This is a genomic window from Chryseobacterium pennae (genome assembly GCF_003385515.1).
Lineage (GTDB): Bacteria > Bacteroidota > Bacteroidia > Flavobacteriales > Weeksellaceae > Chryseobacterium > Chryseobacterium pennae.
Map to the genome: position 1 here is coordinate 65,444 of NZ_QNVT01000020.1, position 25,282 is coordinate 90,725.

Annotated in this window: 21 protein-coding genes; 12 read left to right on the forward strand and 9 right to left on the reverse strand. The window is 36.8% G+C overall.

The window, feature by feature from the left end:
* Positions 1-92 precede the first annotated feature (92 nt).
* A complete protein-coding gene (locus tag DRF65_RS18815) occupies positions 93-983 on the reverse strand; it encodes an aspartate carbamoyltransferase catalytic subunit (RefSeq protein WP_115972289.1) in 891 nt (296 codons plus the stop codon).
* A 239-nt stretch (positions 984-1,222) separates the two neighbouring features.
* Between DRF65_RS18815 and DRF65_RS18820 the strand changes: the two genes are divergently transcribed.
* On the forward strand, positions 1,223-1,684 hold the full coding sequence (locus DRF65_RS18820) for an Lrp/AsnC family transcriptional regulator (RefSeq protein ID WP_045495405.1): 462 nt from the start codon (positions 1,223-1,225) through the stop codon (positions 1,682-1,684).
* Positions 1,685-1,976: 292 nt separating this feature from the next.
* Here the strand turns inward: DRF65_RS18820 and argH are convergent, their stop codons facing one another.
* From argH to DRF65_RS18860, 8 genes are all read right to left on the reverse strand, one after another.
* Positions 1,977-3,281, reverse strand: coding sequence for an argininosuccinate lyase (gene argH / locus DRF65_RS18825; RefSeq protein WP_115972290.1), 1,305 nt, complete (start codon positions 3,279-3,281; stop codon positions 1,977-1,979).
* Positions 3,282-3,596: 315 nt separating this feature from the next.
* Positions 3,597-4,679, reverse strand: coding sequence for a M20 family metallo-hydrolase (locus DRF65_RS18830; RefSeq protein WP_115972291.1), 1,083 nt, complete (start codon positions 4,677-4,679; stop codon positions 3,597-3,599).
* Positions 4,654-5,448, reverse strand: coding sequence for an acetylglutamate kinase (argB, locus tag DRF65_RS18835; RefSeq protein WP_115972337.1), 795 nt, complete (start codon positions 5,446-5,448; stop codon positions 4,654-4,656). The genes DRF65_RS18830 and argB overlap by 26 nt, the downstream gene beginning before the upstream one ends.
* A gap of 179 nt (positions 5,449-5,627) precedes the next feature.
* Positions 5,628-6,587 carry an N-acetylornithine carbamoyltransferase gene (locus DRF65_RS18840; protein ID WP_115972292.1) on the reverse strand — a complete coding sequence of 320 codons (960 nt, stop codon included), beginning with the start codon at positions 6,585-6,587 and terminating at the stop codon, positions 5,628-5,630.
* 32 nt (positions 6,588-6,619) lie between these two features.
* Positions 6,620-7,759 (reverse strand): aspartate aminotransferase family protein, encoded by a 1,140-nt coding sequence (locus tag DRF65_RS18845; protein WP_115972293.1) that lies wholly within the window; start codon positions 7,757-7,759, stop codon positions 6,620-6,622.
* A gap of 274 nt (positions 7,760-8,033) precedes the next feature.
* Positions 8,034-8,999, reverse strand: coding sequence for an N-acetyl-gamma-glutamyl-phosphate reductase (gene argC / locus DRF65_RS18850; protein ID WP_115972294.1), 966 nt, complete (start codon positions 8,997-8,999; stop codon positions 8,034-8,036).
* Between the two features lie 54 nt (positions 9,000-9,053).
* Entirely contained in the window at positions 9,054-10,250 is a 1,197-nt protein-coding gene (gene argG, locus DRF65_RS18855; RefSeq protein ID WP_115972295.1) for an argininosuccinate synthase, read from the reverse strand.
* Entirely contained in the window at positions 10,222-10,857 is a 636-nt protein-coding gene (locus DRF65_RS18860) for a GNAT family N-acetyltransferase (protein ID WP_228438794.1), read from the reverse strand. Before DRF65_RS18860 ends, argG begins: the two co-directional genes overlap by 29 nt.
* 160 nt (positions 10,858-11,017) lie before the next feature.
* Here DRF65_RS18860 and DRF65_RS18865 point away from each other — a divergent pair, with 160 nt between their 5' ends.
* The 11 genes from DRF65_RS18865 to DRF65_RS18915 all read left to right on the forward strand — a co-directional run bounded on the left by DRF65_RS18865 (position 11,018) and on the right by DRF65_RS18915 (position 25,282).
* Positions 11,018-11,434 carry an IS1/IS1595 family N-terminal zinc-binding domain-containing protein gene (locus DRF65_RS18865; protein WP_115972296.1) on the forward strand — a complete coding sequence of 139 codons (417 nt, stop codon included), beginning with the start codon at positions 11,018-11,020 and terminating at the stop codon, positions 11,432-11,434.
* A gap of 171 nt (positions 11,435-11,605) precedes the next feature.
* A complete protein-coding gene (locus DRF65_RS18870) occupies positions 11,606-12,985 on the forward strand; it encodes a porin (RefSeq protein ID WP_115972297.1) in 1,380 nt (459 codons plus the stop codon).
* Positions 12,986-13,089: 104 nt separating this feature from the next.
* Complete coding sequence (locus tag DRF65_RS18875; protein ID WP_115972298.1) at positions 13,090-14,670, forward strand: MFS transporter; 1,581 nt, start codon at positions 13,090-13,092, stop codon at positions 14,668-14,670.
* Between the two features lie 43 nt (positions 14,671-14,713).
* On the forward strand, positions 14,714-14,941 hold the full coding sequence (locus tag DRF65_RS18880; RefSeq protein ID WP_115972299.1) for a DUF6814 family protein: 228 nt from the start codon (positions 14,714-14,716) through the stop codon (positions 14,939-14,941).
* 65 nt (positions 14,942-15,006) lie between these two features.
* On the forward strand, positions 15,007-15,201 hold the full coding sequence (locus tag DRF65_RS18885; protein ID WP_115972300.1) for a hypothetical protein: 195 nt from the start codon (positions 15,007-15,009) through the stop codon (positions 15,199-15,201).
* The gene (locus tag DRF65_RS18890) at positions 15,194-17,896 is read left to right on the forward strand and encodes an ATP-binding protein (protein WP_115972301.1); all 2,703 of its coding nucleotides are present in this window, start codon (positions 15,194-15,196) and stop codon (positions 17,894-17,896) included. Before DRF65_RS18885 ends, DRF65_RS18890 begins: the two co-directional genes overlap by 8 nt.
* 9 nt (positions 17,897-17,905) lie before the next feature.
* On the forward strand, positions 17,906-18,265 hold the full coding sequence (locus tag DRF65_RS18895) for a response regulator transcription factor (RefSeq protein WP_115972302.1): 360 nt from the start codon (positions 17,906-17,908) through the stop codon (positions 18,263-18,265).
* A 77-nt stretch (positions 18,266-18,342) separates the two neighbouring features.
* On the forward strand, positions 18,343-20,229 hold the full coding sequence (locus DRF65_RS18900; protein WP_115972303.1) for an AMP-binding protein: 1,887 nt from the start codon (positions 18,343-18,345) through the stop codon (positions 20,227-20,229).
* Positions 20,230-20,286: 57 nt separating this feature from the next.
* Complete coding sequence (acs, locus tag DRF65_RS18905; RefSeq protein ID WP_115972304.1) at positions 20,287-22,194, forward strand: acetate--CoA ligase; 1,908 nt, start codon at positions 20,287-20,289, stop codon at positions 22,192-22,194.
* A gap of 402 nt (positions 22,195-22,596) precedes the next feature.
* Positions 22,597-22,962, forward strand: coding sequence for a hypothetical protein (locus DRF65_RS18910; RefSeq protein ID WP_115972305.1), 366 nt, complete (start codon positions 22,597-22,599; stop codon positions 22,960-22,962).
* A gap of 109 nt (positions 22,963-23,071) precedes the next feature.
* Positions 23,072-25,282 carry a RelA/SpoT family protein gene (locus DRF65_RS18915; RefSeq protein ID WP_115972306.1) on the forward strand — a complete coding sequence of 737 codons (2,211 nt, stop codon included), beginning with the start codon at positions 23,072-23,074 and terminating at the stop codon, positions 25,280-25,282.

Consider the following 25,282-nt stretch of genomic DNA (forward strand, 5'->3'; position numbering starts at 1 on the left):
CTTTATTTATTTTCCAGGGGTTTCCGCCCATGGCTATTAACAGGTCGCTCCTACGGAGCTCACTATACTTTTTACTTTTATCCTGGCTCTTTTTACTTAAAAGTAAACCCTTTTTCTTGCAGTGCATCTTTTAAGATGGCCATTCTGGCAAAAACACCGTTTTCCATTTGTCTGAAGACTCTTGAACGTTCGCATTCTACCAGGTCTGAGTCTATTTCCACTCCTCTGTTGATAGGTGCCGGGTGCATGATGATTGCTTCTTTTTTCATAGCCTTCTCTCTTTCTTTGGTCAGTCCATATTTTTTATGATAGTCTGATGCTGTAAAACTCATGGCAGCATCATGTCTTTCATGTTGGATTCTTAATAACATCAGAACGTCTACTTCAGCGATCAGTTCATCTACTGAAAGATAAGTTCCGTTGATTAATGCTCCTTCGTCAAACCATTGTTCAGGTCCGGAGAAATATACTTTAGCGCCTAATCTTCTTAAAGCTTCAGCGTTTGAATTGGCAACACGGCTGTGTTTTACATCTCCCACAATTCCTACTTTTAATCCTTCAAACTTTCCGAATTCCTGATAGATGGTCATCAGATCCAGCATACATTGTGAAGGATGGTTTCCTGTTCCGTCTCCTCCATTGATGACAGGGATCTTAATATTTTCCAGTTCCTCGAAATATCTGTCTTTCTTATCCCGGATCACTACTAAATTTACTCCCAGACTTTCAATTGTCCTTACCGTATCGTAGAGACTCTCTCCTTTATTTACAGAACTGTGTGAAGCATCAAAGGGAACCACCTGCAATCCTAATTTTCTTTCTGCAATATCAAAGCTTGTTTTTGTTCTTGTACTGTCTTCAAAGAAAAGATTGGAGCAAAAAACTTCGCCTTCAATTTTAGCAGTTTTTCCGTTTCTAAAAGCCATTGCTTCTGTCAGTATACTGTTGATTTTCTCGGTACTTAGTTCTGTAATCGTAAACATAATCTTAATTTTTAAGCATAAAAAAAGCGAAGACAACAATCTTCGCTAATAACAATAAATATCGTAAAGGGCGCTTTCGCCCGGTAAATCTAATGATATAAATGCTTTTTTATTCATTAGGTGCAAAGATATAACAATTTTATGAACCTACAAAAATTAAGTTTGAAATAAATTAAAAACTTCAGTACTTCTTATTCTCATTTAAAATTGATATTTTTGTTAACATTCAAATATATTCTATGGATTTAAAAGACAAAATGATTCTCAGCATTATACAGGAAGACTCCACTTTATCTGTTAAAGAAATTTCAGAAAAGATAGGTCTTACCTTCACTCCGACGTATGAAAGAATCAAACAACTGGAGAAGCAGGGGATCATTCAGAAGTATGTAGGTCTTTTAAACCGTGAGAAACTGGGTCTGAATATTGTAGTCTACTGTAATGTACGTCTTAAAGAGCAATCCAAGAAGGTATTGGAAACCTTTGAGAAGCATATTGGAAAGTATGATGAAGTACAGGAAATCATCAGTCTTTCCGGGGAGTATGACTATATGTTGAAGATTATTGCCAAAGACATCAATTCTTATAATGAATTTGCGGTCAATGTTATTTCAAACATTCCTAATATCGGACAGTATCACAGTTCTATTGTACTTCATGAAGTGAAAAAGTCTACTAAATTCAAGATTGACCTTGAATAGTTTTCAATTTTAAAACCATTAAGAAACTTTAAGTGATGAAGAATAGTTAAGGATATCCGCAAGCTAATTATAAAGCTATGCAGAAAATTCAAACTTTTCTTAACTCATCTTATCTTAAAGAACCTTAAATGGTTCAATCATCAAATTCAAAGATCAAAATAAAATCCAACCATTAAGACAGCTTAAGCAATTAAGATTTAAGGATTTCACAACGATAAAACATAAGGCGATTCTAAAGTAATTTTAGATTTTTATGTCTGCCTAAGCTTTTATTATCTTAATGGTTTAGATTTTAACCTAATAATTTATTCTTCAGTTTATTGAACTGGTATTCTATTTTATCCAGGCAAAGGTTTCCTATACTTCCCTGGTGTGAATGATTCAAAGTGCCCGGCTCGAATTCAAACTCATTATTTTCAATTTCCTGCCCTACTTTCACATAAGCATCACGGAAAGAACTTCCGTTTTTCACTTCTTCATTAATTTTCTCTACGCTGAACAGGTATTTATATTTTTCATCTTCCAGAATTCCGTCTTTCACCTGAATATTTGGTAAAGTATAGCTTAGAATCTCCAGACATTCCTTTAATGAATCAATTGCAGGGAAGAGAATTTCCTTCGTCAACTGTACATCTCTGTGGTATCCTGACGGAAGATTATTCGTTAGCAAAATCAACTCATTTGGTAACGCCTGAATTCTGTTGCATCGTGCACGAACCAGCTCAAAGATATCCGGATTCTTTTTATGCGGCATAATACTGCTTCCTGTTGTAAATTCTTTCGGAAAGCTGATGAAATTGAAGTTCTGATTCAGATACAGACACACATCATAGGCAAATTTCCCAAGAGTTCCTGCCAGAGTTGCCATTGCCATGGCTAATAATTTCTCTGATTTTCCACGAGTCATCTGAGCATAGACTGAATTATAGTTCATAGACTGGAATCCCAGATTATAAGTGGTGCTTTCACGGTTGATCGGGAAAGATGAACCATAGCCTGCCGCTGATCCCAATGGGTTTTTATTAATGATATTTTTAGTTGAAAACAACATTTCAACATCATCCAAAAGTGCTTCAGCATAAGCTCCAAACCACAATCCGAAAGAAGAAGGCATAGCAATCTGCAAATGGGTATATCCTGGAAGCAACACATTTTTATGCTGATCTGCCAATTGGATCAAAATCTGGAAAAACTCATCGGTCAATGCTGTGATTTCACGAATCTCATCTAATAAATACAGTTTTATATCCAATAAAACCTGATCATTTCTTGATCTTGCCGTGTGAATTTTCTTTCCGGTGTCTCCTAATTTTGTAATCAGGATTGCTTCTACCTGAGAATGGATATCCTCAGCTTCTTTATCAATTTCAAAATTACCATTTTCAATTTGCTGTAAAATATCATTTAATACTGCCAGCATCTGCCCGGATTCTTCCTGAGAAATAATTCCGGTTTCTGCAAGCATTGTACAGTGTGCCATAGAACCTTTAACATCATATTTTGCTAAACGTTCATCAAAGTCAAGGTCCTTTCCTACTGTAAAGTTATTGACTAATATATTGGTGGCCAGGTCATCCTTTTGCCATATTTTTTTCATAAGTACTGATTGATTTTCTAAGACTGCAGGTTATCATATACTGATTTCATCACAGTCCGATTTAAAATATTTGATTGATTTTGACAAGCCCAGCAAGACTATCCTTATTATTACTATTAACTATAAAAAACATTTCCTTAATATGTAAAGTCACTTTTAATCGTATTGTTTGCATAAATCCTTATTAAAACGTGAACTTTATTGCCTGCTGAGCATTTGTCAAAATATATGTTAAGCTGGAAGTCTGAAGCTAGAACTGGAAGTTAATAGTAAACCACAATAACTTCCTTTCTTCCTTCTTCCCGCTCCCATCTTTTATAACACTTTTTCCAAAATCCTGATGTAGATCTCTATACCTTCTTCTATTTCATTGATATAGATAAATTCATCCGCTGTATGAGAGCGCCTACTGTCTCCAGGCCCCATTTTTACAGATGTACATGGAATAATCGCCTGATCTGAAGATGTTGGTGAACCATAGGTTGTCCTTCCTATTTCCAATCCTGCTTTTACAAACGGGTGATCCATTTCTATTTTTGATGAATTTAACCTGAAAGACCTTGCGGTAAGCTTTGATTTCATCTGCGACTGAATGATATCAAAGGCTTCTTTATTGGAATATTCATCCGTCACCCTTACATCTAATGTAAAATGGCAGGACTCCGGTACTACGTTATGCTGCACTCCGGCATTCATTCCCGAAAGAGTAACTTTCACTTCGCCCAGATAATCTGAAACCTTCGGAAATTTAAAATTTAAAATTCCCTGAAGATCCTCCATACATTTAATAATGGAGTTATCGTCATTAGGATGAGCAGCATGAGAAGGAGTTTCTTTCATCTCTCCGTCAATCACCAACAGTCCCTTTTCCGCTATTGCCAAATTCATCTGCGTGGGTTCTCCTACAATGGCAAGCTCGATATTAGGTAACTGTGGAAACAGAGCCTCGATTCCGTCAAAACCTGAAATCTCCTCCTCTGCTGTCAACGCAATCACTAAATTATATTCTAAATCTTCTTTATCATAAAAATGTAAAAAAACCTGCGCCATGGAAACCAGAGAGGCTCCGGCATCATTGCTTCCCAATCCGAACAGCTTCCCATCCTTTTCAATCGGTACAAACGGATCCAGCGTGTATGCTTTGTTTGGTTTTACCGTATCATGATGCGTATTGAGTAAAACTGAAGGTTTAAATACATCAAAGTTTTTATTGACCGCCCAGATATTGTTTTTAAAACGCTTCGTCGGGATCTGGTGCTTTTTGAAAAAGTTTTCAATTTCCACTGACGTATTGAATTCATCTTTGCTGAATGAAGGAATTTCAATCAAATTTTTAAGCAATTCAACAGCATTGTTTAGCAATTCTTCTTTATTATAAACAGATTTCGGTTCCTGCATGATGATTCTCTATATGGTTTTTCAATTCTGTTTCTTTAATCAGAAACACTTTGTTTACATTATTTTTTATTGCTCCAAGAGCATTTTCAAGTTTGGGTAAAATCCCTTTATGAAGCTTTCCTTCATCTTTCAACGTTGTAAAATCTTCTTCAGAAATACTTTTGATGAGAGATTCCGGGTCATCCACATTTTCCAACACTCCTTTTTTATCAAAACAATACAGCAGCTCCACTTCATATTTCTCAGACAAAGCCTGAGCGATTACAGAAGCAATAGTGTCTGCATTGGTGTTAAAAAGATTTCCTTTTTTATCGTGGGTAATGGCAGAAAATACAGGAATAAGATCCAGCTTAATGAACTTTGAAACGAGTTTCTTATTCACACTCTTCTTATTGATATCTCCTACAAAGCCGAAATCTATTTCAGGATGTTCTCTTTTTTTAGCTTTAATAAGATTCCCATCTGCTCCGGAAAACCCTATGGCATTGCATTTTTTATGTTGTAGTTTCTCAACAATATTCTTATTGATTCCCCCTGCATATACCATCGTTACAATATCCAATGTTTCTTTATCAGTAATCCTCCTTCCATTAATCATCTTCTGCTCGATTCCCAGTTTATCAGCAAGCGTTGTGGCTAACTTACCACCACCATGCACAAGGATTTTCTTTTCTTTAATTTCGGAAAACTGATCTAAAAACTGATCCAGTAATCGTTCATCATCAATGAGCGCACCGCCTATTTTTATGATGTATATTTTCTGTTTCATTTTCTTATGTTTATTGTATTGATAGAATTTCCATTCTATCTGGGGTTTTAAATTGATTGGAATGTATTCCAACCCTAGATTAAATTGTCACTTCAGGACTCTGTTTGGATTAATTATGTCTTGTTGAATTTTCAATCCTTGGCAAGGTTTAGAACCTTGGCAATGGGTTTGCAAAAGAATTATTCAACGTTCAAGCCATCCAAAATTTCACTGAAGACTGCCTGTGCTGAGAAAATACGGTTCTTTGCCTGTTGGTAGATAATGGAATTTTCTCCATCCATTACCTCATCACTTAATTCTACATTACGGCGAACCGGAAGACAGTGCATTACTTTTGCCTGATTGGTATTCGCCAGTTTTTCATTGGTAAGCATCCAGTTTTCTTTTACTTCAGGCATTGCTGCATAGTCTTCAAAAGAAGACCAGTTTTTCACGTAGATAAAATCAGCTTCTTTTAATGCTTCATCCTGATCATGAACAATCTTTACGTCTTTTGTGAAAGCAGGGTCCAGATCGTATCCTTCCGGATTAGCGATCACCAACTCAACGTCCATTTCCTGCATCCATTCTGCAAAAGAATTTCCTACTGCATGAGCAATCGGTTTGATATGCGGAGCCCAGGTTAAAACTACTTTTGGCTTATAGTCTTTTTTCCAGTTTTCTGTAATCGTAATACAGTCTGCCAGACTTTGTAAAGGATGGCGGGTTGCTGATTCCAAAGAAATAACAGGAACTTTTGCATGTTTTTCGAATTGGCTCAGAATACTTTCGTTTACATCGTCTTCTTTGCTCTTCATTCCGGCAAAACAACGTACAGCAATGATGTCACAATATTGGTTTAAAACTTCAATAGCATCTTTGATATGTTCTACGGTATCTCCATTCATCACAGCTCCGTCAGCAAATTCAAGATTCCAGGCTTCCTGAGCTGCATTTAGAGTTAATACATTCAATCCCAGGTTTTGCGCTGCAATCTGGCTGCTTAAACGGGTTCTTAAACTTGAGTTTAAGAATACAAGACCAATTGTTTTTCCTTTTCCTTTTTCTGTTTCAGAAAGTGGGTTTGCTTTAATTTCTAAAGCTTTTTTTATAATTTCCTGCAAGTTTTTTACATCACTTACAGTAGTGAATTTTTTCATTTTGAATTGATTTTAAAGATTTTTAATACCTATTAAATATTTCCCAACACCTCTTTCAAAGCGCTGATAAAAAGATCTGTTTCCTCTTTTTTGATATTCAGTGCCGGAAGAATCCTTAAAACACTTTTATCATTAGAGTTTCCAGTGAAAATATGATGATCGAACAGTAAGCTTTTCCTTACGTCTGAACAGTCTCTGTCGAGTTCTATTCCGATCATCAGTCCTTTCCTTCGGATTGATTTAATATGGGATAAATCTTTAATTTCATTTTCAATATACTCACCCATTTGCTGAGTATTTTCGATAAGATTTTCATCTTTCATGACATCCAGAACTGCAATCGAAGCTACACAGGCTAAGTGATTTCCTCCAAATGTTGTTCCTAACAAACCATTACTAGCCTGAAACTTGGGACTAATCAAAACTCCGCCAACAGGAAATCCGTTCCCCATTCCCTTAGCTGTTGTAATGATATCCGCTTCAATTCCGAATTCCTGATGGGCAAAGAAATATCCGCTTCTTCCATATCCTGACTGTACTTCATCCAGAATCAAAACAGTGTCATATTTTTCACACAATTCTTTAATTTTAGATAAAAACTCCGGTGTTGGGATCATGATTCCACCTACCCCTTGAATTCCTTCAATAATGACTGATGAAATCTCATTTCCATATGCGGCAAAAGTTTCTTCAAGTTGCTTAATGTCATTCCATTCAGATTTGATAAATCGTTCTGAAAAGTTAACCGGAGCAACAATTTTCGGATTATCCGTTACAGAAACTGCAGCAGAAGTTCTTCCGTGAAATGATCCCGAGAAATAAAGCACTTTACTTTTTCCATTGTGAAAAGAAGCAAGCTTCAATGCATTTTCATTAGCTTCTGCTCCTGAATTACATAAGAAAAGGCTATAATCTTCATATCCTGAAAGTTTCCCAAGTTTATCAGCCAGCTCTACTTGTAATTCATTCTGAACAGAATTAGAATAGAAAGAAATTTTTTCCAACTGCTCTTTCAGCTTGTTTTGATAATGCGGATGGTTGTGACCGATAGAGATTACAGCATGTCCACCGTAAAAATCAAGGTATTTCTCTCCTTTATCATCCCAAAGGAAAGATCCCTGAGCTTTAATTGGATTTATGTTGAATAATGGATATACGTTGAATAAATTCATTTTTTTGTTTTTAATTAATTTCTTTCGTCTTGACACAAAAGAAACAAAAGTTCAAGACCTGGAAACTTCCGCTAAAAATTAGTTCTATTCTCTAAAAATTCTAAAACTTGTGCGAATTCTAAACGAGTTCTTCGATTTTATATACACCTCGTACTTAGAACAGTAGAATTTTCTTAACGTTCACAGAATTAATTTTCTTAATGCTCCATTTTCCTAAGTCGGATTTGATGTTAGTTTTTAAAACATACGATTGACTTATTTTAATCAATTGAATTTAAAATGCTATTGGTTTTAAATTCAAGCCTGTATTTTCTTCCCAGCCCATCGCTATATTCATGTTTTGCACAGCTTGCCCTGAAGCTCCTTTTAACAAATTGTCAATCGCTGAGTGAATAACGGCAACATTTCCACTCTTTTCGATCTGGATCACACAGCGATTGGTATTGACAACCTGCTTTAAATCAATTGCTTTTTCACTTACCGTAACAAACGGCGCTTCTGCATAAAAATCCTGATACAATTGATAGAGGTCAGAAAGTCCCAAATCTGTTTTCACTGTAGAACTTGTAAAAATTCCTCTCGCAAAATCCCCTCTCCATGGTACAAAATTCAGGCTGACTTCTTTATGATTAAACAAAACTATTTGTTGTAAAATTTCATCTACATGCTGATGAGCCAAAGTTTTATAAGCTGATACATTATCATTCCTCCAGGTAAAATGAGTGGTTGCCTGTAAAGACTGTCCAGCTCCTGTAGAGCCTGTGATTCCGGTAGTATAAACCTCATCCAAGGCCTCTTTCCCAGCCAATGGCAATAATGCTAACTGAATGGCCGTAGCAAAACATCCGGGATTCGCAATACTTTTTGATCCTGAAAGTTGTTTTTTATTGATTTCCGGCAATCCGTAGATAAAATTTCTCTTTTCAAAATTTCCGTCCAAACGGAAATCATTTCCCAGATCAATCACCAATGTTTCTTCTTTAACCGGATTTTGGGTTAACCAGTTCTGACTTTCCTTGTGCGGAAGACATAAAAAAAGAATATCTACTTCTTCAGGCTGGTCCGTCAGTACCTGCTCACAAACCGTCGTTAAATCCGGGTACAGATCTGAAATTCTTGTTCCCGAATTCGAACGACTATATAAAAAACTCAATGTCACATGGGGATGGAAAGCCAGTAAACGTATTAACTCGCTTCCTGTATATCCGTTGGCACCAACTATTCCTACTGTCTTTTTCATATTTTAATCGATAGGATTCTATCCTATCTTTTGTTAAATCGTTCCTTCGGAACTTTAGTTGATATTTTGATTAATCTGGTGATATATATTTAAGGAATTGCTTACAATTTTTGTATATCCTTTTACATCTTCTCCCGTCCATGCTCTGTTGGCTTCTCCGTAACTTCCGAATTTATCAGACATTAAATCGTGATCAGATTCAATTCCATTTAAGATAAATCTGTATGGATGAAGGGTTACAAATACTTTCCCACTCACTGTTTTCTGAGAATCCGTTAAGAAAGATTCAATATTTCTCATTACCGGATCTAAGAAAAGCGCTTCATGAAGCCAGTTTCCATACCAATCAGATAACTGAGATTTCATCATCTGCTGATATTTTGAAAGGGTATGTTTTTCCAATAAATGATGTGCTTTGATAATCACCGAGGCTGCCGCTGCTTCAAACCCTACTCTTCCTTTGATTCCTACGATAGTATCACCAACATGAATATCACGTCCAATTCCATAAGCAGAAGCCAGTTTTTCTATTTTTTGAATAGCGTATACAGAATGCTCAAAACTTTCTCCATTTACCGCTACCACTTCTCCATTTTTAAATTCAATTTCCAGTTCTGAAGGTTGAGTTTCCTGAACCTGAGATGGAAAAGCTTCTTCCGGCAGATAACTTCTTGATGTTAAAGTCTCTTTTCCACCTACGGAAGTTCCCCAAAGTCCTTTATTTACGGAATATTGTGCTTTATGGAATTCCATTTCATACCCATGATTCTTCAAAAACTCAATTTCTTCTTCACGGGACAATGCCATGTCACGAATTGGCGTAACAACCTCAATATCAGAACACATTACCTGGAAAATCAAATCAAAACGAACCTGATCGTTTCCGGCACCGGTACTTCCATGAGCAATAGCATCTGCTCCTACTTCAATAGCATATTTTGCAATTTCCTGCGCCTGAATGGTACGTTCAGCACTTACAGAAAGAGGATAGGTGTTATTTTTTAATACATTTCCAAAAATCAAATACTTTACACAAGAGTTATAATAATCTTCCTGAGCATCTACGCACCTGTACTCTTTTACTCCTAGGTTTAAAGCTTTTCTTTCTAATTCTTTTTCTTCTTCTTTAGAAAAACCTCCGGTATTTACAGTAACCGCATACACATCATACCCCAGTGTTTCACTAAGATATTTTGCACAGTAGGAAGTATCTAAACCTCCACTAAACGCTAAGATGACTTTCTTGTTCATTGTTATATTTAATTTCTGGTTGTGTATTCACAACACTGTTTACTTTATTTTGATCAGGCTGATTTACAACCTCATTTTTTTTCATATTTTCCGGAACAAATAACATGGCTGTACATAAGCAGTTTTTACGTTCCTTTTTCATTAAAATTTCATAATTCACACAGTTCTTACAGCCGCTCCAAAACTCCTCATCCTGAGTCAGTTCAGAATAAATCACCGGCTTATATCCTAAATCACTGTTGATTTTCATTACCGCAAGACCTGTTGTTAATCCGAATACCTTTGCTTCCGGATATTTTTCTCTAGATAACTGGAAAACTTTATGCTTAATCTGAGTAGCCACTCCGCCATGCCTGAATTTGGGAGATACAATCAATCCCGAATTAGCCACAAACTTCCCATGCGACCAGGTCTCTATATAACAGAAACCTACCCACTCACCGTTTTCAGTAGCAACCACAGCATTGCCTTCTGAAATCTTCTTACTCAAATATTCGATGGAACGTTTTGCGATTCCCGTTCCTCTACGCTGTGCAGAATCATACATTTCCTGCTGTATTTCACTCACATACATTAGATGTTCGCATGAGGAAACTTCTATTTCCATTTATTTATCTAATTTTTTTGGCAAATTTAAAATATATTTTCTTTAAAAACCAAATTAAAAAGATATTTTTTTTGTTTTAAAAATTTACACAGGTAAAATTATCTTTATTGAAAAATATATTTTTGCTAATTTATTATATATTTGCTAAAATAATATAGCTATGGAAAATACATGTCCCAAATGCAAGGGGAATAAAGTGGTTAAAAGCGGAATTATCAATGAGAAACAGAGATTTCTCTGTAAAAACTGCAACTATTATTTTACCGTAAAAAAGCTAGGAAAACAGATTGATGACTATTATGTAACCAAAGCCTTACAACTCTATCTGGAAGGCTTAAGCTACCGTGAAATTGAAAGAATTATTGGGGTTTCTCATGTTACGATAAGTTCATGGATCAAGAAATATAATATTACAAGGCCATCCCATTCTGAATTCCATCCTGTGTATAAAATATTAAAACAGAATGAATTGATTGAATACATTGCTAAAGAAGACAACATTAAAAATTCCGGGATTATTATTACTCAGTTTGCTGATAAGTATATGTTGATTAAATGGGAAAGGTTTAAGAAATAGAAGGTGGAATAAAGAGAATAGATTGATAGATAATAGACTTTGCAGCCTGAATTTTATACTTTCAATTCTATATAACTATAGTATTACCAATAGTATATATTAAATTTTCATAAATAAATTATTAATTCCAATTTGGCTTTCACAAAAAACAACGCCAAAAATTGATAATTTATGAAGAAATTACTTACATTTATTGGAATAGCCTTAATTAGCGGTTCTATGTATTCGCAGGGTTCTCCTGATTATGGCAGCGGATTAAAAATTAACCTCAATCCTGAGGGAGACAAATTCATCAGATTTATTTTATGGGATCAGCTTTGGCTAAGAAACAGCGCAATGAATCCCGGAAGCATGGTTGGAAATGAACCAACAGACAACACGTGGAATCTGGGAAACAGACGATTACGTGCTCTAACGTATGCGCAGATCTCTAAAAGATATATGATTCTCCTTCATTTTGGAATCAACAATCAGACTTTCATCAATGGCGGCGGATCAGGAACCTCAGGAACAGGAGGTTACGGAAACGGAAAGAAAACCCAGATGTTTTTCCATGATGCCTGGAATGAATATGCAGTTATTTTACCTGGAGAAGCAGGAAAATTCAGTTTATCTTTAGGGGCAGGCCTTCATTACTACATGGGACTTTCCCGTATGACTATGGCCTCTACCCTAAACTTTCTTACAGTAGATTCTCCGGTATTCTCATGGCCACTGATAGACAATTCGGATCAGTTTGGAAGACAAATCGGAATGTTTGCTAAGGGTAAATACGGAAAACTGGAATATCGTTTCAGCTTAAACAAACCTTTTGCTACAGACCTTGCTCCTGCGAATGTGACCGATCCGTCAAAAGCCGTAGCAGTAGACAATAACGGAAATCCAAGTTTTTCAAAAGCAGGATATGTTGAATATCAATTCTTAGATGAGGAATCCAACACCTTACCTTTCAAAGTAGGATCTTATCTTGGGACAAAAAAAGTATTCAATGTAGGAGCCGGATTTTACCACCAGGCAGACGGAACCAGAACTTCAGTGAATTCAAATGTAGAAAAACATGACATAACTCTTTTTGCGGTAGATGCTTTTGCAGATATCCCATTGGGAGAAGCCAAAAACAAAATGGCAGTTTCAGCCTACGCCGGATATTATAACTACAATTTCGGTCCAAATTATGTAAGAAATCTGGGAACAATGAATATTGCAGCTACCGACCCTAATTTCATTGGCAATAAAGCTATCGCAGGACCGGGAAATTTACAGCCTACCATCGGAACAGGTAATATTATCTACGCACAGGCCGGTTTGCTATTACCAAGTCAGGCAGAAAAGCCGAAAATCAGAATACAACCCTTTGCAGCGTATACTCACAAAAACTTTGAAGCATTTGACAAATCATCTTCTCAGTTTGATGTTGGAGCTAACTGGTTTATTGACGGACATCATGCAAAAATCACAACCCAGTATTCAACAAGACCAGTTTACACCAATCCTACTGAGAAACCTTCTTCAAAAGGAGAATTCATCGTACAGTTCCAGATCTACTTATAATCTAAACACATTAAGGCAATATAAAATATAAAATGTAAGATGAGCTAAGTTCTATTAAGAATAAAACATTTTACTCTTTCCATTAACATCAAAAACCAATCAATATGAGCGAAAACCATCACGAAAGCTACGAAAATATGACCGAAAAGCAGAAAAACCGCACCATCTGGAGTGTTATCACTGCTTCATCCCTCGGAACATTGATAGAGTGGTATGACTTCTACATCTTCGGAAGTTTGGCCATTGTTTTAGCGACCAAATTTTTCCCTGCAGATAATCCGACAGCGGCATTTTTATCTACGCTAGCCACTTTTGCAGCTGGATTTGTGGTAAGACCCTTTGGAGCTTTATTCTTCGGAAGACTGGGTGACATTATCGGAAGAAAATACACTTTCCTTGTCACTCTGCTCATTATGGGATTTTCCACTTTTCTTATCGGATGTATCCCAAGTTATGAAACCATCGGGTTCCTGGCTCCGGTTTTGGTTTTAATCCTTAGATTATTACAAGGTCTTGCTCTTGGGGGTGAATATGGAGGGGCAGCAACTTATGTAGCGGAATATGCACAACCTCATCGAAGAGGCTATTGGACTTCATGGATTCAAACAACAGCTACAGCAGGACTTTTCATTTCGCTGATTGTTATTTTAATTACAAAAAATACACTTTCTCCCGAAGAATTCGATGGCTGGGGATGGAGGGTTCCTTTCTGGATCTCAATCTTAATGGTGGGAGTTTCTTATATTATCAGAAAAAACATGAAGGAATCTCCGCTTTTTGCCAAGGCGAAAAGTGAAGGAAAAACTTCTAAAAATCCTTTAAAAGAGAGTTTTGGTAATAAATTCAACTTTAAATTCGTATTGCTTGCCCTTTTTGGAGCAGCAATGGGACAAGGGGTAATCTGGTACACAGGACAGTTCTACGCTATGAGCTTCATGCAGAAAGTAATGAATATTGATTCTACCCAGGTAGATTATTTAATGGCGACTGCTTTATTTTTAGGGACTCCTTTCTTCGTATTTTTTGGTTGGTTATCTGATAAAATAGGAAGAAAAGCTGTAATGATGACCGGAATGCTGGTGGCAATTTTAGCGTACAGACCTATTTATGACAGCATGTTCAAAAGCGTCAGTCTTGAAAATAAAACGGTAGCCACTAGTGGAATTACCGAAAAAAGAACCGCTAAAATCCACAAAGACATTGCTACAGACAGCCTTGTAACCTTCCATAAAGAAACACTTTATACCGATGGAACTTTAATTAAAAAAGACAGTATTGTTCACTGGTCACCAGGTGGTCCTGTTATAAAAGACGGAAAAGCTGAAGAACCTAAGATTTCACAATCTGTAACGGTGAGTGACAGCACAAAATGGTATCTGGTTTTCTTAGTATTCATCCAGGTGATCTTCGTAACTATGGTTTATGGGCCTATTGCAGCGTTCCTTGTTGAAATGTTCCCGGTGAGAATCCGTTACACTTCGATGTCTTTGCCCTATCATATTGGAAATGGTGTATTTGGAGGACTTCTTCCGGCCGTAGCTACTTATCTGGTGACTACAGGAAAAGAAGCGGGACATGCCACATGGTATCTTGAGGGATTATGGTATCCGATTGGAGTGGCTACAGTCTGCTTGATTATCGGATTAATTTATCTTAAAAATAAGAACAATAATCTTCACGATTAATCACTGAATCACTCAAATTTTTATTAATTTTAAAACTACTAAAATGAACGCAATAAAAAAAATATTAGGCATACTCTGGATCGCAATAGCTGTGGTCGTAGGATATTTTGCAATTACAGTAATGGGAATTCCAAAAATAACTTCCGGAAAACAGGAAGACCTGGTTTTCGGGATCATCATCCTGTTTGTACTGATGCCGATTGTTTCAGGCGGAATGGCTGTGTTTGGCTATTACGCTTTAACAGGAGAATATTCTGACGAAAAATTATAATTAAACAGATAATGATAATTGATGAATGCTCATATTCATCAATTATCTTTTATCCATCATCATTTATGAAAAAAAGACACGAACAAAAACTGGTTATCCTGAGCATCGGACTGATGATTGCTTTCAGTATTCCTATTTCACTGCTTTTCAATAATGAGCGGGAGGTTTTCGGATATCCTATGATTCTGATTTACCTGTTTGTTGTCTGGATGATCTCCATTGTAATTTCCTTTGTAATTGTAAAAAAGCACAATGAGTAGCTTCGCATTATTTTCTGTGGTTATGTTTTATCTGGCTCTCCTGTTCTTAGTTGCCCATCTGGCAGAGAAGAAAAGAAGCAAGTTCTGGATCAACAATCCTTACATTTATGCATTGTCATTGGCTGTGTATTGTACAGCATGGACGTATTACGGGAGCATCGGAGTGGCCGCTACAAGCGGATTAAACTATTTACCGATTTATATTGGCCCTGCAATGATAATTCCTGCCTGGATTTATATTAACACAAGAATTGTAAGAATTGCCAGGGTTAATAAAATAAGCAGCCTCGCAGATTTCATCTCGTTACGATATGGAAACAGCAGAAGTCTGAGTGCCATTATCACGATTGTCTGTCTTCTAGCGATTGTTCCTTACATCGGATTACAGATCAAAGCCATATCAGAAACCTTCCATCTGGTAACAGAAACTCCGATGTCGAAGAATATACTGACTGACAATGCCACATTTGTTGTGATTTTAATCGCTTTATTTTCTTCCTATTATGGAACAAGATATGTAGACGCTTCGGAAAAACGACTGGGAATTATCTCCGCTATTGCACTGGAAAGCTTTCTAAAACTATTCTTCATTATTATTCTTGGTCTTTTTGTGATCTACTATGTTTTTGACGGATTTACAGACATCTACCAAAAAGCTAGTCGTTTTGAAGATTTTAAAGAAAAAAATACTTTCAACGGCATTGAGGGTGCCATGAACTGGATGGTTTTATGCATGATCTCAGCAACAGCTATCTGTATATTACCACGACAGTTTCATACCGCGATCGTTGAAAACAGACAGGAAAAGCACATCAGAACAGCAATATGGTTTTTTCCGCTTTATTTATTAATCTTCACCATATTTATTTTCCCGATTGCATGGGGCGGAAGGCTGATCTTTGATGGCGAGAAAGTAAATCCTGAGTTCTACTCTATTTTAATTCCGCAGCATTTTGGTAATACTTTAATCACCGTTTTGGTTTTCCTTGGCGGATTGAGTTCATGTATTTCCATGATTATCATCTCTGCTATTACTTTATCCATCATGCTTTCCAACAACCTGATCATTCCTTACGGTTTGCTTGGAAAACTGAAATCTGAAAATGAGGAACAAAATACAAGAAGCATTACCAACATCAGAAAATTCAGCATTTTCGCCCTGATTATCATGGCTTTTGTATTCTACAAATATTTTATTTTAAAAACATCGCTGGATTCCGTAGGATTAATCTCTTTTGTTGTGATTGCACAGCTCGCTCCGGCATTTTTTGGAGCTATATTCTGGAGAAGAGGAAGCTATAAAGGCGCTGTTATCGGGCTTGCTGCCGGGTTGGCGATCTGCTATTTCGGATTAATCATTCCACAGTATTATTTTTCGTACAACCAAGAACTCAAAGGGGTTTTAAGGGATATGTATAATTCTTTCGACTTCTTTACCATTCCTTATCTGGCCAGGATTCCTCAGATTTTTTTCTGGTCAATTCTTGTGAATACTGGCTTGTTTACGATTGTTTCAGTGAGCACCAAAGGAAATTACCGTGAAAGAAACTTTGCTGAATTATATGTAGACATCGATAAATACATTCAAAATCACGAAAATGCATTTATTTGGAGAGGAACAGCTTATATTTCTGATATTCAGAATATCCTCGAAAGATTTTTAGGTAAAAATAAGACCGAACAGGCGTTGAGAATATTCAATTTAAAATATAATATTGATTCTAAAACAGAGACCGCTGATTCAAGATTCATTAAGTTTTCGGAAAACCTTCTGGCAGGAAGAATCGGAACCGCTTCAGCTAAAATTCTGATTGAAGGAGTCACCAAAGAAGATAAAATATCACTGAAAGAAGTTTTGAATATCCTTGAAGAATCCAAAGAAAACATTAGTTTAAACAAAAAACTTACGGAGCAGTCTGAAGAATTACAGAAACTTTCTGATGACCTTAGAAATGCCAATGAAAATCTGATTGTTAAAGACCGCCAAAAAGATGACTTTCTGGATTCTGTTGCCCATGAACTGAGAACTCCAATTACTGCGATACGTTCAGCAGGAGAAATCTTAGCTGACGATGATGATATTCCTTTTGAAATAAAGCAAGAGTTTTTAAATAATATCATCACAGAATCTGACCGGTTAAGTGAGATCATCAACGATATTCTTTATCTTGATAAACTTCAGCATGGTGAAATCTCGTTAAACATTCAACAAAACAACATTCTTGAGACCTATAAAAAAGCATTAAGCCCCCTATTGCACCTGATACAGCAGAAAAATATTCATTTAAGTGAGGTTAATCTCCTGAACCGGGTTATATTTGAATATGATGAAGCCAGAATGATTCAACTGCTTCAGAATATATGGGGAAATGCCTTAAAATTCACAGATGAACAGGGAACGATACAAACTAAATTGTTTGAAAGAGAAAATCAGTTGATGATTACTATTTTCAATACAGGAAAGCACATTCCGGAAGAGGATCTGGAAATGATTTTTGACAAGTTTTATCAGTCTAAAAATCAGAACATTTTAAAACCTACAGGAAGCGGACTTGGCCTGGCTATTTCCAAGAAAATAATACAGGCCCACAACGGAAGTATAAAAGCTGAAAACAGCGGTCTTGGAGTAACTTTTACCATCAGTCTTCCTGACAGAATAATAAACGAGATTAAAAATGAAGTTGAACCCTTTTAAAAAGCCTTTATGAAAAAGATAATCATTGCAGATGACGAACACAAAATATTAATGTCCCTGGAATACAGTTTTAAAAAGAACGGTTACGATGTTTACATTGCCCGTGACGGAACCGAGGTTCTGGAGTTTTTAAAAACAATGGTTCCGGATGTAATCCTGCTCGACATTATGATGCCGAATCTTGACGGCTACAGCACCTTAGACCTTATCAAACAGGATGAAAAACTAAAGGACACAAAAGTGATATTTCTCAGCGCCAAAAACAATCCGAGAGATATAGAAAAAGGCCTTGAAATGGGAGCGGATGCTTACGTTACAAAACCCTATTCTATTAAGAAACTGATACAACAGATTGAAGAGCTGTTTTAAAGACAGTTATCATTATCCTTGTCAAGGTTTAAAACCTTGACAAGGATAGAAAAAACACCAAACACAAGATTATTGATATGGATACAGATACTCTATTTAAACAAAGCATAGAAGACAAAGAAAAATTCTGGAAAGAACAGGCTGAAGCTATACAATGGTTTGATTTTCCACAACAGATCCTTTCAAATGATTCCAATGGCTATCCTCAGTGGTTTGCTGACGGGAAACTTAATATATGCCATTTATGTATTGACAAACATATTGAAGATGGTTTCGGAGATCAGAATGCTGTTGTTTATGATTCACCGGTAACAGGGCAGAAAAAAACATACACCTTCAATCAGGCTAAAGAAGAAATATCAAAATTTGCAGGCGGACTGGCTTCTTTAGGATTAAAAAAAGGAGATACAGCAGTTATTTACATGCCAATGATCCCACAAACTCTTTTTGCCATGCTTGCCTGTGCAAGAATTGGAGTTATTCATAATGTAGTTTTCGGAGGATTTGCCCCACATGAACTGGTGGTAAGAATTGATGACTGCAAACCTAAAGTTTTAATCACAGCCACAGCAGGAATAGAGATTGCTAAAAGAATCCCTTATCTTCCATTAGTAGAAAAAGCAATTGAACTTGCTCAGGATAAAGTCGATAATATTATTGTTTACAACAGAAAATTAGTAGACAACCAACACGAAATGTTTGACGGACTTATTGATTATGAAGAATTGGTTCAAAAATCAAATCCTGCCGATTGCATTCCGGTAGAATCCACTCACCCACTCTATCTGCTTTATACTTCAGGAACTACAGGAAAACCAAAGGGAATTGTTCGCGATACCGGCGGATATGCTACTGCATTAAAGTTTTCCATGCAATATATATACGGTGTTGAACCGGGTGAAACTTATTGGGCAGCCTCTGATTTCGGCTGGGCCGTTGGACATAGCTATTCAGTTTACGGACCGTTACTCAACAGAAATACAACGGTAGTTTTTGAAGGAAAACCTATTATGACACCTGACGCAGGAACTTTCTGGAGAATTATCTCAGAGTATAAAGTTTCCGTGATGTTTACCGCTCCTACAGCCATCAGAGCGATAAAAAAAGAAGATCCCAATGGTGAATTGGTAAAAAAATATGATCTTTCGCACTTCAAAAAACAATTTCTTGCCGGTGAAAGATGTGATGTCGCCACTTTGGACTGGTTTGCTGAACACATTGGAGTTCCCGCTATCGATCACTGGTGGCAGACAGAATCCGGGTGGCCGATGCTTGGTTTATTAACCTTTGATGAAAGTTACAATATCAAAAGAGCTTCCGCAGGAAAACCTATTCCCGGATATGACATCAAAATTTTTGATGAAAACGGACTGCAGCTGGATCCTCATCATGAAGGTTATTTAGTCATTAAACTCCCTCTTCCTCCGGGAGCACTTCTGGGCATCTGGAAAGACCATGAACGTTTTGAAAACAGCTATTTATCGCAATACTACGGGTATTATTTTTCTGGTGACGGAGCTATACAGGATGAAGATGGTTATATTTTCATCACAGGAAGAGTGGATGATGTCATCAATGTAGCCGGCCACCGACTTTCCACCTCAGAAATGGAAGAAATTGTCTCGTCACACCCTGATGTTGCAGAATGTGCTGTTGTAGGAATTGACGATGATTTAAAAGGCCAGGTTCCTTTTGCAACGGTTGTTTTAAAAAATGGTTCCACCATTACCGAAGAAGAAATTGAAAAGAATATCATTCAAATGGTTCGGGAAAAGATTGGCGCTGTAGCTTTTTTAAAAAATGCCTTAGTTGTCAAAAGATTACCTAAAACACGATCCGGAAAGATCTTAAGAAAGCTTATCAGAACCTTGCTTGATGGAAAAGATTTCCAGATTCCACCAACCATTGATGATGAAAAAATCATTGAAGAAATTCAGGAAAAGATCGGAGAATACAGAGCTTAAACGAAAAATTAAACATATATTTAAAATACGATTCAAATTTCAAAAAACGAAAGGGATATGAGAAATTACTTAATAGAAGATTTACCACAATACTTTGAAGATTACAAAAAATCCATCAAGAATCCGAAGAAATTCTGGGACAAAGTAGCCGATCAGAACTTTGTATGGTATCAGAGATGGAGCAAGGTTGTTAAGTACGATATGAATGAAGCTAAAATTGAATGGTTCAAAAACGCCAAGCTCAATATCACCAAAAATTGCTTGGACAGACATCTAGCCATCAGAGGCGACAAGACTGCGATCATCTGGGAACCCAATGATCCAAAAGAGGAAGCTCAACACATCTCCTACAACGAACTATATACCCGTGTCAATAAAACAGCTAATGTTTTAAAGGATATGGGCATTGAAAAAGGAGACAGAGTCTGTATCTATCTTCCTATGATCCCAGAATTGGCAATTACCATGCTGGCATGTGCTAAGCTAGGCGCTGTGCATTCCGTTATTTTTGCCGGATTTTCTGCTTCTGCCGTATCTTCAAGAGTGAATGACTGTGAAGCTAAAATGGTCATCACTTCAGACGGAAGCTACAGAGGAAATAAAGTGCTGGATCTGAAAAGCATTGTTGATGAAGCTGTAGAAAAAACACCAACGGTTGAAAACATTCTTGTAGTTAAAAGGACCCACAATGAAATCAAAATGAAAGAAGGAAGAGATCACTGGTTGTCTGACCTGTACGAAAAAGCTTCTCCTGATTTTGTAACCATTATTATGGATTCTGAAAATCCGCTTTTCATCCTTTACACTTCCGGTTCTACGGGAAAACCAAAAGGAATGCTTCATACCTGTGCCGGATATATGGTGTATACGGCTTACACCTTCAAAAACGTATTTAACTATAAAGAAAATGATATTTACTGGTGTACAGCAGATATTGGCTGGATCACAGGCCACTCTTACATTCTTTACGGACCATTGCTGAATGGAGCTACCACTGTTATTTTTGAAGGAGTTCCAACGTATCCTGAACCGGACCGTTTCTGGGAAGTGATTGAAAAGCATAAGATCACGCAGTTCTATACCGCTCCTACCGCCATCCGTTCTTTAGCTAAAGAAAGCACAGAATGGGTAGACAAGCATGACCTGAGCTCTCTGAAAGTCATCGGATCTGTAGGGGAACCTATTAATGATGAAGCATGGCACTGGTTTAATGATCATGTTGGAAAGAAAAAATGCCCAATTGTTGACACCTGGTGGCAAACCGAAACCGGAGGAATTATGATTTCACCTCTTCCTTTCGTCACCCCTACCAAACCTACTTATGCAACTCTTCCTTTACCGGGAATCCAGCCTGTTTTAATGGATGACAAGCGTAATGAAATTACAGGCAATCAGGTAACCGGAAATCTTTGTATCCGTTTTCCATGGCCGGGCATTGCAAGAACCATCTGGGGAGACCACCAAAGATATAAGGAAACCTACTTTACGGCTTTCCCTGGGAAATATTTTACAGGTGACGGAGCTCTGAGAGATGAAGTAGGCTATTACAGAATTACAGGGCGTGTAGACGATGTTATCATCGTTTCAGGTCATAATCTGGGAACCGCTCCTATTGAAGACAGCATCAACCAGCATCCTGCTGTTGCAGAGTCTGCCATTGTAGGCTATCCACATGATATCAAAGGAAACGCATTGTATGGTTATGTTATGCTTAAAGAATCCGGAGAAGGCCGTGATAAGGAAAATCTTAAGAAGGAAATCAATCAGTTGATCGCTGACCAGATAGGGCCTATTGCCAAGCTGGATAAGATACAGTTTGTTTCAGGTCTTCCAAAAACACGTTCCGGTAAAATCATGCGTAGAATCCTTAGAAAAATTGCGGAGGGAGACTTCAGCAATTTCGGAGACATCAGCACCTTACTGAACCCGGAAATTGTAGAGGAAATTAAAAACGAAAGAATTTAATTGAATTTAAAATAGTAAAACAAAGAGATCATTTCTATATGAAGTGATCTCTTTTTATGTATAAGCTTCTCATTATCTTTTTATATAACCTCTCGCTGATTTCGCAAATTACTTAGAAATCTGCATGAGCAATAAATTAATTCATATCCAAAAATTAGAGTTAAATAACAGGAAAATTTTAGATCCTTCTTTTAGCAGGGGAATTGATGAAACCTTAATTCCTGTATAGAATTTAAAAAAATTATTAAGTTGACAAATTCAAACACCTGTTCAATAGATATTTCCAAACATTTTAACATTATATTATAGATAAAATAATAATAGATAAATTTTATTGACTTTACATTAAAAAAATAGAAAAATTATTATTAACTTTAATCACAACTTTAAAACCCATTAATTATGTCAAATATATTAGCTGGGCTATTTGAGCACCATAGTGATTATAAGAAGCTTGAGAGTGATCTGGAAAATTCAGGAATTCCTAGTTCTGATTACATCATATACCTTAGCAGTGAAACAACTAACGCCCAATATCTGGCAAGTGTGGCGGTAAAGGATAGCAGCCAGACGGATAATGTCCGGAGTATTTTCACGCAGCATGCAGTGATAAAAACTTATTTATTTGAAAATATGAGTATTGATCAGGCCAATTATGATACCATTAAAAAGTACATTGATGCCAGAAACAGGGCTGAGATTCACAATAGCCCGGACATTAGAATTAAAACATCAACCGAGGGTATCAATTCAGAAGTGAAATCCTAATCGATATAAAACCTAATAACCAGAAATCCGTAGTACATACTACGGATTTTTTATGTTTGAAAAAAGTAAAATTTTTCGTATTTTCGTCTAAATATAGGCATCTGCACAAATGAGTTACGATTTAGAACAAGAGAATAAAGAGATCCTTGCCAGATATAAGGACCTGATTTCTAACACATACAGAACTTTAGATGAGGAAAATAACAAACTCATCCGGAAAGCATTCGATATTGCATTGGATGCTCATAAAGACCAAAGGAGAAAATCCGGAGAGCCTTACATCTATCACCCTATCGCTGTAGCCAAAATTGTAGCGACAGAAATTGGTTTGGGGGCAACGTCTATTGCCTGTGCATTACTGCATGATGTTATTGAAGATTCTGATTACACTTATGAGGATCTGAAAAAGATCTTTGGAGAGAAAATCGCCAATATCGTGAATGGATTAACCAAAATATCCATCATGAACCATCAGAATATTTCTGTACAGTCAGAAAATTACAGAAAACTGTTGCTGACACTGTCTGAAGATTTCAGGGTTATCCTGATCAAAATCGCAGACCGTCTTCATAATATGCGGACACTGGAAAGCATGGCTCCGGACAAGCAGAAAAAAATCGCCTCAGAAACGGTTTACATTTATGCTCCCATGGCACACCGCCTTGGATTATACAACATCAAATCTGAGCTGGAAGATCTTTCCTTAAAATACAATAATCCGGAAGTATACAATGAAATCACGGAAAAGTTGGAATTGGCCAAGGAAAGCCGTGAAAGATACATTGAGGAATTTAAAACCGAAGTTTCTGAGAGACTTAAGGAAGAAGGTTTAAATTTTACCATCAAAGGCCGCGCAAAGGCTATTTCTTCCATTTACAGAAAAATGCTGAAGCAGGGAGTTTCTTTTGAAGAAGTTTTTGATAACTATGCGATCAGGATTATCTATAAATCGGATGCTAAAAACGAAAAATTCTTGGCCTGGAAAATTTACTCCATTGTTACGGATGTTTATCACAGTAACCCGTCAAGAATGCGTGACTGGATCACCCAACCCCGTTCCACAGGATATGAAAGTCTTCACCTTACCGTTCTGGGCCCTGATAGAAAATGGATTGAAGTACAGATCCGTTCAGAAAGGATGGACGAAATTGCTGAAAAAGGAGTTGCCGCCCACTATAAATATAAGGAAGGCTATAAACAAAGCTCCGATGACCGTAATTTTGAAAAATGGGTTACGGAAATCCGTGAAGTCCTTGAGCAACAGCAGAACCTTTCTACTTCTGAACTTTTGGATAACATCAAGCTGAATCTTTATTCAAAAGAGGTGTTTGTATTTACTCCAAAAGGTGAAATTAAGATCTTACCAACCAACGCAACTGCTTTAGATTTTGCCTTCTCCGTTCACTCAGACCTGGGAATGAAATGTTTAGGGGCTAAAATCAACGGAAAACTGGTTCCGATTTCTTATGTCCTTCAAAATGGAGATCAGGTAGATATCCTTTCTTCTCAGAACCAGAAACCGAAGTCTGACTGGCTGGAATTTGTAGTGACTTCAAAAGCAAAATCCAAAATTAAAAGTTACCTGAATTCCCAGAAAAACCAACTGGTGGAAGAAGGTAAAGAAACTCTGCAGAGAAAGCTTCGTCATGCCAAAATCAATTTCAATGATGAGGAGATCAATAAATTACAAAAATTCTTTAATCTAAAATCATCACAGGAACTATTTCTTAAATTTCAGACCAACGAACTGGATGCAAGCAGTTTAAGAAAATATATTGAAAGTAAAAACGTATTCAATAATTTACTTTCCAGATTCAGAAAATCTCCATCCAAAAATGTTCATTTCGAGGAACCGAAAGAGCAAAACCTTGACATGATTATCTTTGGAAAAGATGAGGAAAAACTGAACTACAGCTATGCAAAATGCTGTACGGTAATCCCGGGGGACAAAATTTTCGGATTCATCACCATTTCCGATGGAATCAAAGTACACAGTGACAACTGTCCGAATGCCATTAACCTGAGAGCACAGTATGATTATCGTGTCATCCCTGCCAAATGGGTCAATGCAGAAAGCTTCAAGAACAGAGTGAAGATCGAAATCGAAGGCCTTGACAGAATGGGTATGATCAACGATATTACAACGGTCATCAGTGGAAGTATGGGTATGGATATGAAAAGTATGTCTATTGAATCCAACAACGGAGTTTTCACAGGAAACATCAATCTTGAAGTCAAGAATAAGGGGCAATTGGAGGAGACCTTCAAGAAGCTCAAGAATATTAATGGAGTCTCAAGAGTGAGACGACTACAATCGTAA

Bases quoted from the DNA above. Each gene is read 5' to 3' on its own strand.
- DRF65_RS18870 (WP_115972297.1), top strand. From the start codon at position 11,606: ATGAAGAAATTACTTACATTTATTGGAATAGCCTTAATTAGCGGTTCT.
- DRF65_RS18865 (WP_115972296.1), top strand. From the start codon at position 11,018: ATGGAAAATACATGTCCCAAATGCAAGGGGAATAAAGTGGTTAAAAGC.
- DRF65_RS18915 (WP_115972306.1), top strand. From the start codon at position 23,072: ATGAGTTACGATTTAGAACAAGAGAATAAAGAGATCCTTGCCAGATAT.
- DRF65_RS18860 (WP_228438794.1), bottom strand. From the start codon at position 10,857: ATGGAAATAGAAGTTTCCTCATGCGAACATCTAATGTATGTGAGTGAA.
- argC (WP_115972294.1), bottom strand. From the start codon at position 8,999: ATGAAAAAGACAGTAGGAATAGTTGGTGCCAACGGATATACAGGAAGC.
- DRF65_RS18820 (WP_045495405.1), top strand. From the start codon at position 1,223: ATGGATTTAAAAGACAAAATGATTCTCAGCATTATACAGGAAGACTCC.
- acs (WP_115972304.1), top strand. From the start codon at position 20,287: ATGAGAAATTACTTAATAGAAGATTTACCACAATACTTTGAAGATTAC.
- DRF65_RS18910 (WP_115972305.1), top strand. From the start codon at position 22,597: ATGTCAAATATATTAGCTGGGCTATTTGAGCACCATAGTGATTATAAG.
- DRF65_RS18815 (WP_115972289.1), bottom strand. From the start codon at position 983: ATGTTTACGATTACAGAACTAAGTACCGAGAAAATCAACAGTATACTG.
- DRF65_RS18880 (WP_115972299.1), top strand. From the start codon at position 14,714: ATGAACGCAATAAAAAAAATATTAGGCATACTCTGGATCGCAATAGCT.
- DRF65_RS18875 (WP_115972298.1), top strand. From the start codon at position 13,090: ATGAGCGAAAACCATCACGAAAGCTACGAAAATATGACCGAAAAGCAG.
- DRF65_RS18885 (WP_115972300.1), top strand. From the start codon at position 15,007: ATGAAAAAAAGACACGAACAAAAACTGGTTATCCTGAGCATCGGACTG.
- DRF65_RS18840 (WP_115972292.1), bottom strand. From the start codon at position 6,587: ATGAAAAAATTCACTACTGTAAGTGATGTAAAAAACTTGCAGGAAATT.
- DRF65_RS18895 (WP_115972302.1), top strand. From the start codon at position 17,906: ATGAAAAAGATAATCATTGCAGATGACGAACACAAAATATTAATGTCC.
- DRF65_RS18890 (WP_115972301.1), top strand. From the start codon at position 15,194: ATGAGTAGCTTCGCATTATTTTCTGTGGTTATGTTTTATCTGGCTCTC.
- argB (WP_115972337.1), bottom strand. From the start codon at position 5,448: ATGAAACAGAAAATATACATCATAAAAATAGGCGGTGCGCTCATTGAT.
- DRF65_RS18900 (WP_115972303.1), top strand. From the start codon at position 18,343: ATGGATACAGATACTCTATTTAAACAAAGCATAGAAGACAAAGAAAAA.
- DRF65_RS18845 (WP_115972293.1), bottom strand. From the start codon at position 7,759: ATGAATTTATTCAACGTATATCCATTATTCAACATAAATCCAATTAAA.
- DRF65_RS18830 (WP_115972291.1), bottom strand. From the start codon at position 4,679: ATGCAGGAACCGAAATCTGTTTATAATAAAGAAGAATTGCTAAACAAT.
- argH (WP_115972290.1), bottom strand. From the start codon at position 3,281: ATGAAAAAAATATGGCAAAAGGATGACCTGGCCACCAATATATTAGTC.
- argG (WP_115972295.1), bottom strand. From the start codon at position 10,250: ATGAACAAGAAAGTCATCTTAGCGTTTAGTGGAGGTTTAGATACTTCC.